Annotated in this window: 14 protein-coding genes; 11 read left to right on the top strand and 3 right to left on the bottom strand. The window is 70.7% G+C overall.

Annotated elements, in window-relative coordinates; genetic code table 11:
* Nucleotides 1–66: 66 nt before the first annotated feature.
* Nucleotides 67–1,620, bottom strand: a complete 1,554-nt coding sequence (locus tag ACFQRD_RS01360) for a L,D-transpeptidase family protein (protein ID WP_377803326.1) — start codon at nucleotides 1,618–1,620, stop codon at nucleotides 67–69.
* A gap of 380 nt (nucleotides 1,621–2,000) precedes the next feature.
* Here ACFQRD_RS01360 and ACFQRD_RS01355 point away from each other — a divergent pair, with 380 nt between their 5' ends.
* The 7 genes from ACFQRD_RS01355 (at nucleotide 2,001) to ACFQRD_RS01325 (ending at nucleotide 9,348) form a co-directional block, all read left to right on the top strand.
* Nucleotides 2,001–3,026 (top strand): bifunctional riboflavin kinase/FAD synthetase, encoded by a 1,026-nt coding sequence (locus ACFQRD_RS01355; RefSeq protein WP_377803325.1) that lies wholly within the window; start codon nucleotides 2,001–2,003, stop codon nucleotides 3,024–3,026.
* 150 nt (nucleotides 3,027–3,176) lie between these two features.
* Nucleotides 3,177–3,446, top strand: a complete 270-nt coding sequence (gene rpsO / locus ACFQRD_RS01350) for a 30S ribosomal protein S15 (RefSeq protein ID WP_377020386.1) — start codon at nucleotides 3,177–3,179, stop codon at nucleotides 3,444–3,446.
* A 227-nt stretch (nucleotides 3,447–3,673) separates the two neighbouring features.
* The gene (locus ACFQRD_RS01345) at nucleotides 3,674–5,941 is read left to right on the top strand and encodes a polyribonucleotide nucleotidyltransferase (protein WP_377803324.1); all 2,268 of its coding nucleotides are present in this window, start codon (nucleotides 3,674–3,676) and stop codon (nucleotides 5,939–5,941) included.
* Between the two features lie 137 nt (nucleotides 5,942–6,078).
* A complete protein-coding gene (locus ACFQRD_RS01340; RefSeq protein WP_377803323.1) occupies nucleotides 6,079–6,558 on the top strand; it encodes a DUF664 domain-containing protein in 480 nt (159 codons plus the stop codon).
* 136 nt (nucleotides 6,559–6,694) lie between these two features.
* Nucleotides 6,695–8,032 carry a M16 family metallopeptidase gene (locus tag ACFQRD_RS01335; protein WP_377803322.1) on the top strand — a complete coding sequence of 446 codons (1,338 nt, stop codon included), beginning with the start codon at nucleotides 6,695–6,697 and terminating at the stop codon, nucleotides 8,030–8,032.
* A gap of 129 nt (nucleotides 8,033–8,161) precedes the next feature.
* Nucleotides 8,162–8,929, top strand: coding sequence for a 4-hydroxy-tetrahydrodipicolinate reductase (gene dapB / locus ACFQRD_RS01330; RefSeq protein ID WP_377803321.1), 768 nt, complete (start codon nucleotides 8,162–8,164; stop codon nucleotides 8,927–8,929).
* Between the two features lie 14 nt (nucleotides 8,930–8,943).
* Complete coding sequence (locus ACFQRD_RS01325; protein WP_377803320.1) at nucleotides 8,944–9,348, top strand: hypothetical protein; 405 nt, start codon at nucleotides 8,944–8,946, stop codon at nucleotides 9,346–9,348.
* 13 nt (nucleotides 9,349–9,361) lie between these two features.
* Here the strand turns inward: ACFQRD_RS01325 and ACFQRD_RS01320 are convergent, their stop codons facing one another.
* Nucleotides 9,362–9,676, bottom strand: coding sequence for an AzlD domain-containing protein (locus ACFQRD_RS01320; protein ID WP_377020392.1), 315 nt, complete (start codon nucleotides 9,674–9,676; stop codon nucleotides 9,362–9,364).
* Complete coding sequence (locus ACFQRD_RS01315) at nucleotides 9,673–10,422, bottom strand: AzlC family ABC transporter permease (protein ID WP_377803319.1); 750 nt, start codon at nucleotides 10,420–10,422, stop codon at nucleotides 9,673–9,675. Before ACFQRD_RS01315 ends, ACFQRD_RS01320 begins: the two co-directional genes overlap by 4 nt.
* A 101-nt stretch (nucleotides 10,423–10,523) precedes the next feature.
* On the opposite strand from ACFQRD_RS01315, the gene ACFQRD_RS01310 reads away from it, so the two are divergent.
* The 4 genes from ACFQRD_RS01310 to ACFQRD_RS01295 all read left to right on the top strand — a co-directional run bounded on the left by ACFQRD_RS01310 (nucleotide 10,524) and on the right by ACFQRD_RS01295 (nucleotide 16,903).
* Entirely contained in the window at nucleotides 10,524–11,225 is a 702-nt protein-coding gene (locus ACFQRD_RS01310) for an HAD-IA family hydrolase (protein WP_377803318.1), read from the top strand.
* A gap of 157 nt (nucleotides 11,226–11,382) precedes the next feature.
* Complete coding sequence (locus tag ACFQRD_RS01305) at nucleotides 11,383–14,208, top strand: asparagine synthase-related protein (RefSeq protein WP_377803317.1); 2,826 nt, start codon at nucleotides 11,383–11,385, stop codon at nucleotides 14,206–14,208.
* 64 nt (nucleotides 14,209–14,272) lie between these two features.
* Complete coding sequence (gene dapA, locus ACFQRD_RS01300) at nucleotides 14,273–15,193, top strand: 4-hydroxy-tetrahydrodipicolinate synthase (protein WP_377803316.1); 921 nt, start codon at nucleotides 14,273–14,275, stop codon at nucleotides 15,191–15,193.
* A gap of 15 nt (nucleotides 15,194–15,208) precedes the next feature.
* Nucleotides 15,209–16,903 carry a ribonuclease J gene (locus ACFQRD_RS01295; RefSeq protein ID WP_377020397.1) on the top strand — a complete coding sequence of 565 codons (1,695 nt, stop codon included), beginning with the start codon at nucleotides 15,209–15,211 and terminating at the stop codon, nucleotides 16,901–16,903.
* Nucleotides 16,904–17,077 lie beyond the last annotated feature (174 nt).

Genomic DNA, 17,077 nt, shown 5'->3' with positions numbered 1-17,077 from the left:
AGCACGTCGACGAAGGCCGCCCCCGGAGATCTCCGGGGGCGGCCTTCTCGTGTCATGGGGTGGGCGTCAGTGGTGCACTTCCACCCGCGTGCCCTCGGAAGCCCAGTCGTAGAGCCACTTGGCGTCGGAGACGGGCAGGTTGATGCATCCGTGCGACCCGGAGTATCCGAAGGATGAGCGCCACGGGGCTCCGTGGAAGCCATAGCCGGCGTGGAAGTACTGCACCCAGGGGACGTCCGGGTTGTAGTAGTACTTCTCGTGCCCCTCGGGGTACCGGCTCGCGTTGGTCATGTCCTGCTTCTCGTAGCGCAGGTAGATCTCGTAGGTGCCGGTGACCGTCTCATTGCCCTCCTTGCCGTCGACCATCGAACGGGGGCCCCACACGGGCGTGTCGCCGACGTACGCGGTCACGGTCTTGTTGGACAGATTCACATCGATCCACTTCTCGCCGGTCGGAGTGGCCTCCTCGGCCTCGTCGGCGTCCTCGGACTCCTCGTCCTTGGCCTTCTCCTCCTCGGCCTTCTCCTCCTCGGACTTCGGAGCGTCGACCTCCTCGACCTCCGCCTCGACCTTCTTCGTCTCGAAGGCCGCCTCGAGGGGCGTGGTGCCGTTCAGCGCGGCGATCAGCTCGTCGGCCACGGCGTCGGCGTTGGTGATATCCAGGCCGTCCTGCTTCTCGGCGACGACCTTGACGACCTCACCGTTCTCGTCGACCTGCTCGATGCCGTCCTTCTTCTCGACGGAGTCCTTGTCGGCGCGCGCAGAGACCCACTCGCGCACGCTCTCCTCGTCGACCGAGATCTCGAGCGACTGGCCCGCCTCGTCCGGAGCGACCGACAGCCAGTCGCTGCGGCGCTCGGCGGAGACCTCGTGGGTCTTCCCGTCGGCTCCGGCGATCGTCATCGGCTGCTCGAGGATGCCGCTGATGGTGCCGACGACCTCCTCGGCCTCCTCGGTGGTGATCGCCGGCGGGATGTCCTTGATCGGCTGCTCCACGCTGAAGTCCTCCAGCGCGGACGCCTTCTGCGTGACGGCGTCCACGAGGGGCTGCGGGTCGATGCCCTGGCCGTCGGTCCCCGGGACCGCGGTCCACGCCTGCTTCTCCTCGTCGAAGGTCACCTGCGCGTCGACCGGTTCGGTCTTGTCCTCGGGCACGAGGCCCTTGGCGAAGTCCTGGACCGCTCCCTCGTCGACGGAGACGACCGGGTCGACCGTGTGCTCGCCCGACCAGGTCGAGGAGATCACGCCGGTGAAGGAGTCGTCGCGCTCGACGGCGGCGGCCGCCGTGGCGGCCGCATCGACGTTCACGCCGAGGTCAGCGAGGGAGACCTCGTGCTCCTGGTCGCCGGCGGTGACCGTCACCGTGACGGATTCGCCGCGCTCGGCGACGAGTGCGGCGATCTCCTCGGGGCTCTGCCCGGAGACGTCCTTGCCGAGGACCTCGGTGCCCGGCAGGGCGCGTCCCTCGAACTGCTTGGCATAGGCGAGCGCGCCGCCGGTGAGTACGACGGCGATGACGGCGACGACGGCCGCCACGATGAGGGAGACGCGTCGACGCCCGTGGCGCCCGGTGGGTCGCGATGGGCCGCCCAGCGCGGCCGGTTCGGTCACGTTCGTCATGGAAATCGATCCGTTTCTCAGCGGCCGTCATGTCAGCCCCCGCTTACTTCGCGGGAGGGCACAGGGGTCCCTCCCCGGCGCCGCCTTGTCGTTCAGGGTAGCGGAGTGCGCATCGTGGGGGATATGAGTGAAACGCCGACCTTCATCACAGCTGGGTATCATCCCGATGCGCTATCCGGGCCGTGCGCGGGGGATACAGTGTCCCCGCACGTCGATGTCGTATGCCGCTGAGCGATGTTCTGCGTTCTGCGCCGGTCGTCGTTCCCGCGGTGCGTTCGTCCGTGCGGTGCGACGTTCCGCGACGTGCTCCGGCCCCGCTGCCTGTCCCGACGTCCGAGGGTTCGGACGTGCTCCCGGCTCTGGAAGGACCCGACCCCGCCGTGACCCGCGCCCCCATCTGGCACTCCGTCGAGGAGGTTCCCGCCGGCCTCGGTGCGACGGCGGTCTCGATCGGCAACTACGACGGGGTCCATCGCGGCCACCGCTACGTGCTCGACCAGCTGCTGCGCCACGCGCAGGCACGTTCGCTGTCCCCGGTCGCCCTGACCTTCTGGCCGCACCCCCGGCACGTGATGGGCACTCCCGGTGACCCCCCGCTGCTGACGGGGCGGGACGATCGTGATCGGCTGCTGCTGCTCGCCGGGATGAGCGGCGTCCTCGACCTCGAGTTCACCCGCGACTTCGCCCAGTACTCGGCGGAGGACTTCGTGCGGGTGTTCCTGGTCGAGGGGCTCGGCGCCGAGTGCGTCGTGCTGGGGGAGGACGCCCTGTTCGGCCGGGGCAATGCCGGGAACATCGAGACCATGCGCGAACTGGGCCGCACGTACGGCTTCGAGGTCGTGACCGTCGCGGACCTCGGGCCCGACGGGGAAGGGACCGGCCGCATCTCGTCCTCCGGGATCCGCGCCGCACTGCTGGGGGGTGACGTCGACGGGGCGGCCGATGCGCTCGGCCGCCTCCACACCGTCACCGATGTCATCCACCACGGCCATCGGCGAGGGCGCGAGCTCGGCTTCCCGACCGCGAACCTCGGCCCGGCACCGGCCGGTCTGATCCCCGCCGACGGGGTCTACGCCGGCTACCTCACCGTGCTGGAGCAGGATCCTGGCCATGCGGGCACCGAGCCGCTGGCCGGCGCACCTGCGACGATCTCCATCGGCACCAACCCCACCTTCGAGGACGAGGACGGCGCGGGAGGCCCGCGACGCACGGTGGAGGCCTATGTGCACGGTGACCACGACCTCGACCTCTACGGCGACACGGTGCGCCTGGAGTTCGTCCGGTTCCAGCGGCCCACGCTGACGTTCGACTCGGTCGAGAGCCTGGTCGAGCAGATGCGCGAGGACGTGGAGGTGAGCCGCCGCACTCTGGACGTGCACGGCTCCCGTCCCGCAGCCACCGGCTGATATCCTGCTGAGGCCGTGAATTCGGCCGCGGAGAGCATTCTCGTCCCTATCCGCAGCACCCGCCCCGGCGCGTGCGCCGACAGGAGACAGCTCGCACAGAGAGCCCAGGACACAAGGTCCCGGAGCGCCGCGCAACGACCCAGGAGAGCCATGGCCTTCGATACCGCCACCAAGCAGGAGATCATCAAGGAGTTCGGGACCACCGAGGGCGACACCGGCTCGCCCGAGGTCCAGGTCGCGCTCCTGACTCACCGCATCAAGTACCTGACCGAGCACCTGAAGACCCACAAGCACGACCACCACACTCGTCGGGGTCTCATGTTGCTGGTCGGCCAGCGCAAGCGCCTCCTGCAGTACCTGCAGGACGTCGACATCGAGCGGTACCGTTCGCTGATCCAGCGCGTCGGCATCCGCCGGTGACACCATCCGCCGCTCGCCCCTGAGGGCGGGCGGCGGTTTCATGTGCCCACCCCGGTGGGCCACCGAAGAACCAGATAACAGATACCCGCCCCGACCAGGTTCGGTCCTCGGCAGTGACGTGCGGTACGCAGGCCCCGGCAGATCACCGGGTCCCGCCGGGACCGCGAGTGACTGGCGATGACCGCGCCGGCAGGGCGAACCCCCTACCCAAGGAGATTCACATGGCCATGGAAGGCCCTGAAATCACCGCGACCACCGCGGTCATCGACAACGGCTCGTTCGGCCGCCGCGAGGTCCGCTTCGAGACCGGTCGTCTCGCCCAGCAGGCCGCCGGCGCCGTCGCCGTCTACCTCGACGACGACACGATGATCATGTCGGCCACCGCCGTCTCGAACCGTCCCAAGGACCAGTTCGACTTCTTCCCCCTCACCATCGACGTCGAGGAGCGGATGTACGCCGCGGGCCGCATCCCCGGCTCCTTCTTCCGCCGTGAGGGCCGTCCCAGCACCGACGCGATCCTCGCCGCGCGCCTGACCGACCGTCCGCTGCGCCCCGCCTTCGTCAAGGGTCTGCGCAACGAGGTCCAGGTCGTCCTGACCGTCATGGCCAACGGACCTGACGACGCGTACGACGTCGTCGGCATCAACGGCGCCTCCGCCTCCACCCAGATCTCCGGTCTGCCCTTCTCGGGCCCGATCGGTGCGGTGCGCATCGCTCTGATCCCGACCGCCCAGGGCGGCGGCCAGTGGGTCGCCTTCCCCACGTTCTCCCAGCTCGAGGAGGCCGTGTTCTCCATGGTCGTCGCCGGCCGCATCACCGGCGAGGGCGATGAGTCCGACGTGGCGATCATGATGGTCGAGGCCGAGGCCACCGACAACTCCTGGACGCTGATCAAGGAGCAGGGCGCGATCACCCCCACCGAGGAGGTCGTCGCCGAAGGCCTCGAGGCCGCCAAGGTCTTCATCCGCAGCCTGTGCGTGGCCCAGCAGGAGCTGGCCGCCACCGCCGCCAAGCCGGTGCGCGAGTTCCCGCTGTTCCTGGACTACCAGGACGATGCCTACGAGATCGTCGCCGGAGCCGCCACCGATCGTCTCGCCGAGGTCATGTCGATCTCCGGCAAGAGCGAGCGCGAGGAGCGCACCGAGCAGCTGCTGGCCGAGGTCACCGACGAGCTCGCCGGTGAGGGCAAGCAGCTCGAGGGACGCGAAAAGGAGGTCAGCGGAGCCTTCCGCGCCCTGACCAAGCAGGTCGTGCGCAAGAAGGTCCTCACCGACGGCGTCCGCATCGATGGTCGCGGTCTGCGTGACATCCGTGCGCTGTCGGCCGAGGTCGAGGTCATCCCGCGTGTGCACGGCTCGGCTCTGTTCCAGCGCGGCGAGACCCAGATCCTGGGCGTGACCACGCTGAACATGCTCAAGATGGAGCAGCAGATCGACTCGCTGTCGCCGGTGACCCGCAAGCGCTACGTCCACCACTACAACTTCCCGCCGTACTCCACCGGCGAGACCGGTCGCGTGGGCTCCCCGAAGCGCCGCGAGATCGGCCACGGCATGCTCGCCGAGCGCGCCCTGGTCCCGGTCCTGCCCGGCCGCGAGGAGTTCCCCTACGCGATCCGTCAGGTCTCCGAGGCCCTCGGCTCCAACGGCTCCACGTCGATGGGTTCCGTCTGCGCCTCCACCCTGTCGCTGATGAACGCCGGCGTGCCGCTGCGGGCACCGGTCGCGGGCATCGCGATGGGCCTGATCTCGGACACCGTCGACGGTGAGACCCGCTACGCGGCGCTGACCGACATCCTCGGCGCCGAGGACGCCTTCGGCGACATGGACTTCAAGGTCGCCGGCACCTCCGAGTTCGTCACGGCGATCCAGCTGGACACCAAGCTCGACGGCATCCCCGCCTCGGTGCTGGGCGGCGCGCTGTCGCAGGCCCGTGAGGCCCGACTGGCCATCCTGGGCGTGCTGAACGAGGCGATCGATACGCCCGACGAGATGAGCCCGCACGCCCCGCGCGTGCTCGCGGTCACCGTGCCCGTCGACAAGATCGGTGCGGTCATCGGCCCCAAGGGCCAGATGATCAACCAGATCCAGGACGACACCGGCGCGGACATCACGATCGAGGACGACGGCACCGTGTACATCGGTGCGACCGACGGCCCCTCGGCCGAGGCCGCCCGCTCCGCGATCAACGCCATCGCCAACCCGATGGTCCCGGAGGTCGGCGAGCGCTACCTCGGCACCGTGGTGCGTGTGGTCGACTTCGGCGCGTTCGTCTCCCTCACCCCGGGCAAGGACGGCCTGCTCCACGTCACCCAGCTGCGCAAGCTGAACGACGGCAAGCGGGTCGAGAACGTCGAGGACGTTGCCAAGGTCGGTCAGAAGATCGAGGTGGAGATCCGCGAGATCGACGCCCGCGGCAAGATCTCCCTCGGCGTGATCGAGGACGAGAAGGACGAGCAGGCCGACGAGAAGCCGGCCGAGGACGCCGGCCAGGAGTGATCCTCGCCGGGTGATCCGGCAACGACGGACGGGCGGCATCCCTGCGGGGGTGCCGCCCGTCCGTCGTTCCAGGGCTTCCACGTTCGGGTGGGACCTGATGTGATGGAAGCGCGACGGCACGACGCTGAGGAGCATCCATGCACGATCCTGATCTGATCGCGCTGCTGACCGAGCAGCGAGGCCATGTGCTGGCGGTCGTCGACGGTCTCGACGATGCGCGGATGGCCGAGGTCCATGTGCCCTCGGGGTGGTCGATCACGCAGCTGCTCGGCCACCTGACCTTCGACGACGAGAGGTTCTGGATCTCCGCGGTGCTCGATGCCCAGCCCCGAGCGATCGAGGGACTGTGCGACGGATGGAGAGACGGCCCGGCCTCCGGGCGGGACGCCATCTCCCGGTACCGCGAGGAGATCGAGCGCTCCGACGAGGTCCTCGCGCGCGTCGACCTCGCCGAGCCGCCGCGCTGGCGACCGCCCGCGAGTGTGTTCGACGGGCCGATCATGGCCGACGGCCGCGGCATCGTCCTGCGCATGCTCGAGGAGACCGCCGTGCACGCGGGCCATCTGGACATCGTCCGTGAGCTCATCGACGGCCGACAGCACATCGTCGTGCCCTGAACTCCTCATCTCTGCTCCCGCCCTCGCCGACGGAGTCGAGGAAGCACCGTCTCTCCGGTGCCGCCGTGCACCCCCCGATTCCCGACGCCTCGGAGCGGTTCCCCCGGGGTGTTCCGGCCCGTGGGAGAATCAACCGATGCCTTCCGACCTCGCCTTCGACGACCCCGCGTCCGATGTGATGCTCGATGCCGCCACCGGCGTGCGCCGCAGCATCCTGCCCGGCGGCGTGCGGCTGCTGACCCAGACCGATCCCAGCGTGCGCAGCGCGACCATCGGGCTCTGGCTGCCGGTCGGCTCCCGCGACGAGCTGCCGCAGCATGCCGGCTCCACCCACGTGCTCGAGCACCTGATGTTCAAGGGCACCCACCGCCGCAGCGCGATGGACATCGCCACGGCGTTCGACGAGGTCGGCGGCGATTCCAACGCCATCACGGCGAAGGAGCACACCCTGTACTTCGGGCGTGTGCGCTCAGCGGACGTTCCCAGGGCGGTCGACGTCCTGACCGACATGATCACCGCCAGCCGCCTCGAGGAGGAGGCCCTGGCCACCGAGCGCGAGGTGATCCTCGAAGAGCTCGCCATGGCAGAGGACGACCCGACCGACATCGGCTACGAGACCTTCCTCGCCGACGTCCTCGGGCCCGACACGGCGATCGGCCGTCCCGTCGGCGGCACCGCCGAGAGCGTGAACGCGCTGAGCATCGAGGACGTCCGCGCCCACTGGGCCGAGCACTACCGGCCCGGCAACCTGGTGGTCACGGCCGTCGGCGACATCGACCACGACGAGCTCGCCGAGCTGGTGCAGGCGGGCCTGCGCCGCGGTGGATGGAGACTCGAGCCCGGCGCCCTGCCCGCGCGACGCCTGCGAACCGACGCCGCCGGAGGCGAGTCCGGCGGCGGCGTGGTCGCGAACGTCGCCGGCATCGATCCGCACCGGCTGCTGCGGCCCGCCGAGCAGAACCACATCTACCTCGGCGGGCAGGGGATCCCGGCGGTCAGCGAGGAGCGCCACGCCATGTCGGTGCTGATGTCGATCCTCGGCGGTGGCATGTCCTCCCGTCTGTTCCAGAACATCCGAGAGCAGCGCGGATTGGCCTACTCGGTGTACTCCTTCAGCTCCGGATACCGCGATGCCGGGCTGTTCGGCCTCTACGCGGCCTGCCGTCCGGGCCGGACCACCGAGGTGGTCGAGCTCCTCGGCGCCGAGCTGGCACGGATGGGGGAGCAGGGCGTCGACGAGGACGAGCTCGCCCGCGCTCGCGGTCAGATCACCGGCTCCTTCGCGCTGGGGCTGGAGGACACCAGCAGCCGCATGGGCCGCCTGGGCACCATCGAGCTCGTCCACGGCACCTACTCGAGCGTGGACGAGACGCTGGAGAAGATCGGCCGCGTCGATGCCGCCGCGGTGCGCGATCTCGCCGCCCGCCTGTCCACGTCCTTCAGCACCCGGGTCGAGGTCGGCCCCGAGAGCTGACCCCGGCGAGCCGGGAGCCGAGCATTCCGGGCCGTCCTCCGGTGCCGTCCAGCTCGGCCACCGCACTCCGGTCGCCCGACCAGCTCACTATCATCTATCCGCCATCCGCCGACGATCGAGGAGCACGCCATGACCCAGACAGACCAGACCACCGTGCCCGTGGCCGTGCTCGGCGCCGGAGGGCGCATGGGCACCGAGGCATGCCGTGCGATCGACGAGGCACCGGACCTCGAACTCGTCGCCCGCATCGGTCGCGACGACGACCTCTCCGCGATCACCGAGGCCGGGGCGCAGGTCGCGGTGGATCTCACCGTGCCGGCCGCGACCGGCGACAACGTCCGCTGGCTGATCGAGCACGGGGTCCACGCCGTCGTCGGCGCCACCGGCTGGACCGAGGACTCCCTGGCCGCAGTGCGCACGCAGCTCGAGGGGGCCGACGGGGTGGGCGTCCTGATCGCGCCGAACTTCGCGATCGGTGCCGTGCTGGCCATGCGCTTCGCGGAGGTCGCTGCCCGCTACTACGACAGCGCCGAGATCATCGAGATGCACCATCCGAACAAGCTCGACGCCCCCTCCGGGACCGCCACGCACACCGCCGCGGCGATCGCCCGCGGCCGGGCGGCCGCCGGCCTCGGCCCGGTCCCGGACGCGACCGAGAAGGATCCGCAGGGCGCCCGCGGGGCCGTCATCGACGGCATCCACGTCCACGCGGTCCGTCAGCGCGGACTGGTCGCCCACGAGGTCGTCCAGTTCGGGGGGCCGGGGGAGCAGTTCCAGCTCCGCCACGACTCCTTCGACCGCGCCAGCTTCATGCCCGGCGTGCTGCTGGGCATCCGCGAGGTCGCCGCGCACCCCGGACTCACCGTGGGGCTCGACGGGTACCTCGAGCTCGGCTGAGCACGCGGACCTCCATGCGTCAGAAACTCTTCGTCGCCGTCCTGGTCCTCATCACCGCGGCGTACTGCTACGGACTGGGGTGGATAGCCGTCGGCTTCGCCCGCGCCGGCAGCGCCCTCGGCTACGGCCTGGCCCTCGGCATCGCGATCCTGCTCGGCCTCAGCGTGTGGGTGACGTGGCGCGAGGTGCTGTTCGGCCTCGCCTCCGGGCGCCTCGCCGAACGCTACGCACCGCCGCCCGGAGCGATCCCCGACGACCCTCGAGCGGAGTTCGAATCCGCCCGGGCCGCGATCCAGGACGGCGCCGAGCACGAATGGAGCGCCTGGTTCCGCCTCGCCCTCGCCTATGACGCGCTGCGTGACCGCAAGGGCGCCCGCATGGCGACCCGGCGCGCGATCGAGGAGCAGCGCGGCCGCTAGAGGGCCGGGCGGGTCAGGCCCATCCGAGGGCGCGCAGCCCCGCCGCGGCCACAGCCGCACCGATCACGACCACGAGGAACGGTGCGCGCAGCACCAGCAGCACCACCGCGACGCCCAGACCGGCCAGACGTGCATCCAGGACGATCTCCGTTCCACTGGTCGCCGTCTGCGTCGCCACCAGCGCACCCAGCAGCGCGATCGGCAGCAGGGACGTGATGCGGGCGACCCGAGGACGCTCCAGCACGTCCGGTGGCGCCTGGTAGCCCAGCCACTTCTGGGCGAACGAGATGACCGAGGCCGCGATCACCGCGATCCACAGCGTGCTCATCGGCGTTCCTCCTCGGGACGGTGGGGGCGCTCTGCACTGCCCCGCCGCGACGGCAGGAGCCCTGCGACGACGGCTACCAGGGCCGCGGCGAGCACGGGCAGCCCCGAGGGCAGCACAGGGGTGGCCAGCAGGGCGACGAAGGCACCGGCCACCGCGATCGCCACGGCATCTCCGCCGCGCAGCCGCGGCCACAGCAGGGCCAGGAACGCTCCGGCGGCCGCTGCGTCGAGCCCCCACGCCCCGGGATCCGCGACATACTGCCCCGCGACCGCGCCGACCAGGGAGAACAGGTTCCAGAAGGCATAGACGCACAGACCGGCGGCCCAGAAGCCGGCGCGCCTCTCCTCGTCGGTGGTGCCGGAGGCGGCCAGGGCAGCCGACTCGTCGATCGTCAGCTGCGTCCGCGCGAGACCCCGCCATCCGCCGCGGGCGAAGGACGGCGCGAGGATCAGCCCGTACAGCGTGTTGCGCACCCCCAGCAGCACCGAGGCGATGGCCGCCCCGGCGACGGAGCCGCCCCCGCCGATCACGCCGACGAAGGCGAACTGGCTGCCCCCGGTGAACATCACCGCCGACAGCACCATCGCCTGCCACACGTCCAGCCCCGAGGCCGTCGCGAGTGCTCCGAAGGAGATGCCGTACAGGCCCGTCGCGAGGCCGATAGAGAATCCGGTGCGGCGGATCGCACGGAGCCGCAGGGGGAGCTCCGGTCCGCTGTGGCCGGCCGAGGAGGAAGCGGTCGTCATGATGGTCGACACTGTACGGTCACCAGGGAGGACACTGCCTTCGCGTCCGCCTCGCGATGTGAGAACGTAGGGCCATGACGGCCACCCCGGACACTCCTGACGTGCCCACTCCTGTCGATGAGCTCCCGCTGCGCGCGCGAGCGCTGCTGCTGGACATGGACGGCACCCTGATCGACTCCGGACCGGCGGTCGAACGCGCCTGGAACACGCTGCTGCGCGAGTACGACGCCGGCGTCGAGTTCGGCCACGACATGCACGGCAAGCCGGCCCGCCAGGTCCTCGCGGAGCTGCTGCCCGAGCTCACCGAGGAACAGCGTGACCAGGCCCACGCCCGCGTCGAGGCGCTCGAGATCGCCGACGTCGGCTCGATCCTCACCCTGCCGGGTGCCGAGCGGCTGCTGCGCGAGCTCGATGCCGCTGCAGAGCAGCTGGGCCGGGCCACCTGGACCATCGTGACCTCCTGCACCGCGCCCCTGTTCGAGGCCCGCTGGGCCACGACCGGTCTGCCCGTCCCGCCGGACATGGTCACCGCGGACCAGGTCACCCGTGGCAAGCCGGACCCGGAGCCCTACCGCCTCGGTGCCCAGCGTCTCGGGGCGGAACCCGGCGCGTGCATCGTCGTCGAGGACTCCGTGGGCGGCCTGCGATCCGGCGCGGACGCCGGTGCCCGTACCGTCGCGGTGACCAGCACCACCCCGGCCGCGGATCTGGCGCCGATCGCGGACGCCCTGGTCACGTCGCTGGACGACCTCGAGATCCGCGTCAGCGACGGGGACCTCGTGCTCTCGCGCCGCGGCAGCTGAGACGCCTCGCCGCGTCGGGCCTGTGCGTCGGGACCGCGTTGATAAGCTCAGGCGGCTTGCCGATCTCGGCCCGACCCTCACCTGTGGCGCGGCGCCGGGCGGCTGCTGCAGCGCCGGGCCGATGACCGGTGCCGTCCCCCTCGAAAGGACTCGTCCCATGTGCGGAATCTCCGGCAGCTACGGATTCGGCGCCGACACCGAGGGCATCGCCCGGCGGATGGCCGGCGCCCTGGCCCACGACGGGGCCCGCACCGTCCCGGAGGACGAGGCCCTCGTCGTCACCGACCAGGCCGCTCTGGTGCATCGTGAGCCGAACGACCGCAGCCCGGACCGCACTCAGCCGATGGCCTCATCGGACGGCCGGTACACGATCGTCCACGACGGCGAGGTCCACAATCACGGGGAGCTGCGCACGCAGCTCGAGCAGCTCGGCCACAGCTTCCGCACCGACACGGCCACCGAGGTGGTGCTGGCGGCGCACGCGCAATGGGGCACCGCCGCCTACGACCGCTTCAACGGCATGTTCGCGCTCGCCATCCACGACACGCAGACCGGCGAGCTCGTCCTGGCTCGCGACCAGGTCGGGATCAAACCCCTCTACTACTGGCTGGGCGACGGCGGGCGAGGTCCCCAGCTCCTCTTCGCGTCCGAGATCTCCGCCCTGCTGGCCGCGGAGCAGTTCGAGGCCGCACCGGATGACCGCACCGTCTACCGCTACCTGCAGTTCGGCGTTCACGACGAGGACTCCCGGACCTTCTTCGACGGTGTGCGCCGGCTCCTGCCCGGCCAGGTCTTGCGAGTCAGCACGGACAGCACGGGCAGCACGGGCAGCACAGCGTCCGCCGAGGTGACCGAGTTCTCGAGCCTGCAGGAGGAGCTGCGCCGGATCGCCGCGCGCCCCGGCCGGCCCGTCGACCAGGACACCGTCGCCGAGTACCGGGAGCGGTTCGAGCGCGCGATCCGTCTGCGCCTGACCTCCGACGGGACCGTGGGCACCTCCGTCTCCGGCGACCTGGGCTCCTCGGCGATCGCCGCCGTGATCGCGCGCCACCTGCGCGAGGAGCCCGACGACGAGGCATACAGCGCCGTCGGTGCCCGCCAGCACGTTCTCCGCGCGACCCCCACCGGCGCCGTCGACCAGGATGCCTCCGACGTGGACTCCCTGCTCGCCGACTACCAGGACCAGATCGCCGCGCACGAGGTGCGCCCGGGCGCCGGGGGCGACCTCGAGGACCTCCGCGAGGCGGTCCGCGCCCAGGGGGAGCCGGCCGCCTCGAGCGCTCCGTATGCGCGGTACGCGGTCCTTCGCGAGGCCGGCCAGCACGTCACGGCGCTGCTGGACGGCCTCGGAGCGAGCCAGACGATGGCCGGGGACGAGCGACATCACCGGGTGTACCTGCGACAGCTGCGCCGCCAGAGGAGACTCGCCCCGCTGGCCCGTGAGCTCGCCGCCTCCCGTGACCTCCTGCGCGCGGCCGCGCGGCGGGGCTCCGGACGCGCCGCGGTGCCGGTCGACGCGCTGCTGAACTCCGGTTTCGTGGAGGAGCACAGCGCCGAGACGCTCAGCCTCGTCCAGGACGACCTCAAGCAGCGGCTGCTGGAGGACGTGTTCCGCACCTCGCTGCCGGCGCTGCTGCGCGAGCACGACAGGTTCTCGAGGCGCTCCGGGGTCCAGGGGCGCTTGCCCTTCCTCGACAAGGAGCTGCTGGCCTTCCTGTTCTCCCTCGAGGAGTCGGCCTTCCTCGCCGGCGGGCGCGGCTGCGGGATCCTGCGTGAGGCGATGGACGGGATCGTGCCCGGCGCGAGCACCGACCATCGGGGCCGACACGGTGCCGGTGCCGGCGCCGGTGTCGCAGGAGCCGGCGTTCTCGCCTCCGCCGAGGACGAGTGGCTCCGTGCCCTCGGCCCGGCCGTGCGGGAGATCTTCGCCTCGGAGAGCTTCGCCGATCGGCCCTATGTCGACGCCCCTAGTGTGCTGGCCCTGTTCGACGACTTCCTGGCGAACCCGGGAACCCACGACACGGGCGTCTTCTGGCGCCTGCTGAACCTCGAGCTGTGGCTGCGCACCTACATCGACGCCCCCGAGAGCTCCACCCTGGCCGCGCCGGGTGGCCTGGCCGGCTCTGGTGGGCCTGCTGAGCCTGCTGCGGCCCGCGCCGCACGGACGACGACCGCGCCGACCGCGGATCCGGACGAGGCGGCCGAGGCCAAGAGCGACTACACGGCCAACCCGGGCAAGCAGCTCGACCTGGTCTCGGAGGCTGACGGCCATATCTGGCGCCGCTTCCCGCTGCAGACCGAGCTGGTCACCCGCGGCGATGACATCGAGGCGCGGGTCCGCGAGCACGTCGAGCGGTTCGCCGCCTCCCTCCCCGCCGATGCCCTCCCTGCCGGCGCGCCGTGGTATTTCGTGATCAGCGAGAAGATCATCGCCATCGCCCAGGGCCGCTCGTGGTTCACCTGGGAGATCACGCCGCGCCCCGCCGCGAGGGTCCTCAGCCGGTTCGTCACCCGCACGCCGGCCGGCATCGGACTGGGCGATCCCACCACCATGGAGCTGGCCGTGCGCGAGGTCGGACTGCCCCGGGTGGTCGCCGCCTCGGCGGCCGGAGCCGCGGGCAAACTGATCGGCAAGCGCGGGCTCTTCTACCACGTGGTGGGGGCCGACGTCCGTGCGATCGACGGGCCGACCCCGTACTCCGCCTTCCCCTCGAACGTCTCGGCGAAGCTGCCGCCGAAGGATCCCGACGCCGTCTCCGCGCGGATCTCGGCGGCCATCCGCGGCGCCGAGATCCCGGCGGCCGTGCGCGACAGCTTCACCGGCACGGTCGTGATGGACGCCAACGACATCGGCCGCAACGTGCTGGGGTCGGACGTGACGACCGCGAACGAGCGCCTGGAGGCGACGTTCGCCGACAACCCCCTCGGCCAGGGCCGCCAGCGCACTCCGCTGGCGATCCTGGTCGATCTCGGCCCCGCGTGAGGGCACAGACCGCGGCCCGGCCTGGACTAGGCTCCGGGGACCACGACTTTTCCGGGAGGAGACCATGACCAGCCCCGATTCGCGCCCCCTGCGGCCCTTCGGCACCGTGGGGACCGCTGTGGTCACTCCGTTCACCGAGGACGCCCACGAGATCGACCTTGATGCCGCCCAGGCACTGGCCGCGCACGTCAGCGAGCACGGCAACGATCTCATCGTGGTCTCCGGCACCACCGGAGAGGCCCCGACCCTCACCGACGTCGAGAAGATCGAACTCGCCCGCGCCGTGCGTGCGGCCGTCGGCCCCGAGATCAAGGTCGTCGCCGGGGTGGGCACCTATGACACGGCCCATTCGATCGACCTGGCCCGCGCGCACGCCGAGCTCGGCCTGGACGGGCTGCTGGTGGTGACCCCGTACTACTCCAAGCCCAGCCAGGCCGGCATCATCGCGCACACCACCGCGGTCGCCGACGCCACCGACCTGCCCGTCATGCTCTACGACATCCCCGGCCGCACGGGGGCCGCGCTCGCCTACGAGACGCTGCTGCGCCTGGGCGAGCACGATCGGATCCTGGCGATCAAGGATGCCAAGGCGGACCTGCTCCAGGCCACTAGGGTGATGGCGGAGACGGGGCTCGCCTACTACTCCGGTGAGGACGGCCTGAACCTGCCGTGGCTGACGATCGGCGCCGCGGGCATGGTCTCCGTCGTCGGCCAGGTCGCCGGTGACCTCGAGAAGCAGATGGTCGAGGCCGTGGACCGGTCCGACCTCGTCGCCGCGCGCGACGCCCACAACCGCCTCGCCCCCGTGGTCGAGGCCATCATGAATCACATCCCCGGGGCCGTCGCCGCCAAGGCCGCTCTCGCCCTGCAGGGCGTGCTGCCCCACGCGGCCATGCGCGGCCCCCATGTTCCTGCCGATGCCGACCAGCTGCGCGCGCTCGCCGCCGCGCTGGACGCGGCCGACGGCGTACCCCCCACGCGATAAGGCTCGGAGGCCTCTATGACCACTTCGTATTCCCACCGACTGAACCAGCCGCCGAAGCTGAAGCGCGGCACCCTGCGGGTCACCCCGCTGGGCGGGCTGGGGGACGTCGGCCGCAACATGTCCGTGCTCGAGTTCGAGGGCAGGCTGCTCATCGTCGACTGCGGGGTCCTCTTCCCCGAGGACGCCCAGCCCGGGGTCGACCTGATCCTGCCGGACTTCGACATGATCAGCGATCGCCTGGACGACGTCGCCGCGATCGTGCTGACCCACGGCCACGAGGACCACATCGGCGCGGTGCCCTACCTGCTGCGGATGAAGCCCGACATCCCGCTGATCGGCAGCCAGCTGACCCTGGCCTTCATCGAGGCGAAGCTCAAGGAGCACCGCATCAAGCCCTTCACCTACGCGGTGAAGGAGGGCCAGCAGGAGAGCTTCGGCCCGTTCGACTGCGAGTTCGTCGCCGTGAACCACTCGATCCCGGACGCGCTCGCCGTCCATGTCTCGACCCCGGCCGGCACCGTCCTGCACACCGGCGACTTCAAGATGGATCAGCTGCCGCTGGACGGCCGGATCACCGACCTGCGCGCCTTCGCACGCCTCGGCGAGGCCGGCGTGGATCTGTTCATGACCGACTCCACCAACGCCGAGGTGCCCGGGTTCACCGTCGGCGAGAAGGAGATCGGACCCACCCTGGACGCGGTGTTCGGCCGCGCACGCCAGAAGATCGTGGTCGCCTCCTTCTCGAGTCACGTCCACCGCGTCCAGCAGGTGCTCGATGCGGCCGCCGCCCACGGGCGGAAGGTCGCCTTCGTCGGCCGTTCGATGGTGCGCAACATGGGCATCGCCGCGGACATGGGGTACCTCGATGTGCCCGAGGGCATCCTGGTGGACGTCAAGCGCATCGACAACCTGCCCGATGAGCAGGTCGTGCTGATGTGCACCGGCAGCCAGGGCGAGCCGATGGCGGCGCTCGGCCGCATCGCCAACCGCGACCACCGCGTCAGCGTGGGCCCCGGGGACGTCGTGGTCCTCGCCTCCTCGCTGATCCCGGGCAACGAGAACGCGGTCTTCCGTGTGGTCAACGGCCTGATGGCGCTCGGCGCCGAGGTGGTCCACAAGGGCAACGCGAAGGTGCACACCTCCGGTCACGCCAGTGCCGGCGAGCTGCTGTACTGCTACAACATCGTGCGCCCGAAGAACGTGATGCCGATCCACGGCGAGGTCCGCCACCTCATCGCCAACGGCAAGATCGCGGAAGCCACCGGTGTGCCGCCGGAGCGGGTGGTCCTGGCCAAGGACGGTCACGTCGTCGACCTCAAGGACGGCGTCGCGAAGGTCGTCGGTGAGGTGCCCAACGGCTACGTGTACGTCGACGGCTCCAGCGTCGGCGAGATCTCCGAAGCGGATCTCAAGGACCGCCGCATCCTCGGGGACGAGGGCTTCATCTCCCTGTTCGCCGTGGTCAACTCGGAGACCGGTTCGCTCATCGCCGGTCCCGAGATCCACGCGCGCGGCGTGGCCGAGGACGACGTGGTCTTCCAGAAGATCCGTCCCGAGATCGTCAAGGCGCTCGAGCAGGCCGTGGCCGATCAGTCCAACCGCCGTGACACCCACCAGCTGCAGCAGATCATGCGCCGCGTCGTCGGCCGCTACGTCTCCCAGCGCCTGCGCCGCCGCCCCATGATCATCCCCATCGTGATCGAAGCCTGACCCCCTGATCGACGTGCTGCGAGTTTGCGAGCGGTAGGAGATCAGGAGGTTCAGTGAAGCCTGATCGACGTGCTGCGAGCTTGCGAGCGGTAGGAGATCAGGAGATTCGGCGGGGCCTGATCGACGTGCTGCGAGCTTGCGAGCGGTGAGATAGCGCCTGATCGCAGGCCCAGC

It is taken from the genome of Brachybacterium sp. GCM10030268, assembly GCF_042666305.1.
In the GTDB taxonomy this organism is placed as follows: domain Bacteria; phylum Actinomycetota; class Actinomycetes; order Actinomycetales; family Dermabacteraceae; genus Brachybacterium.
Note: the sequence above shows the minus strand (reverse complement) of the source record. Positions and strands in the feature narration are given on the sequence as shown.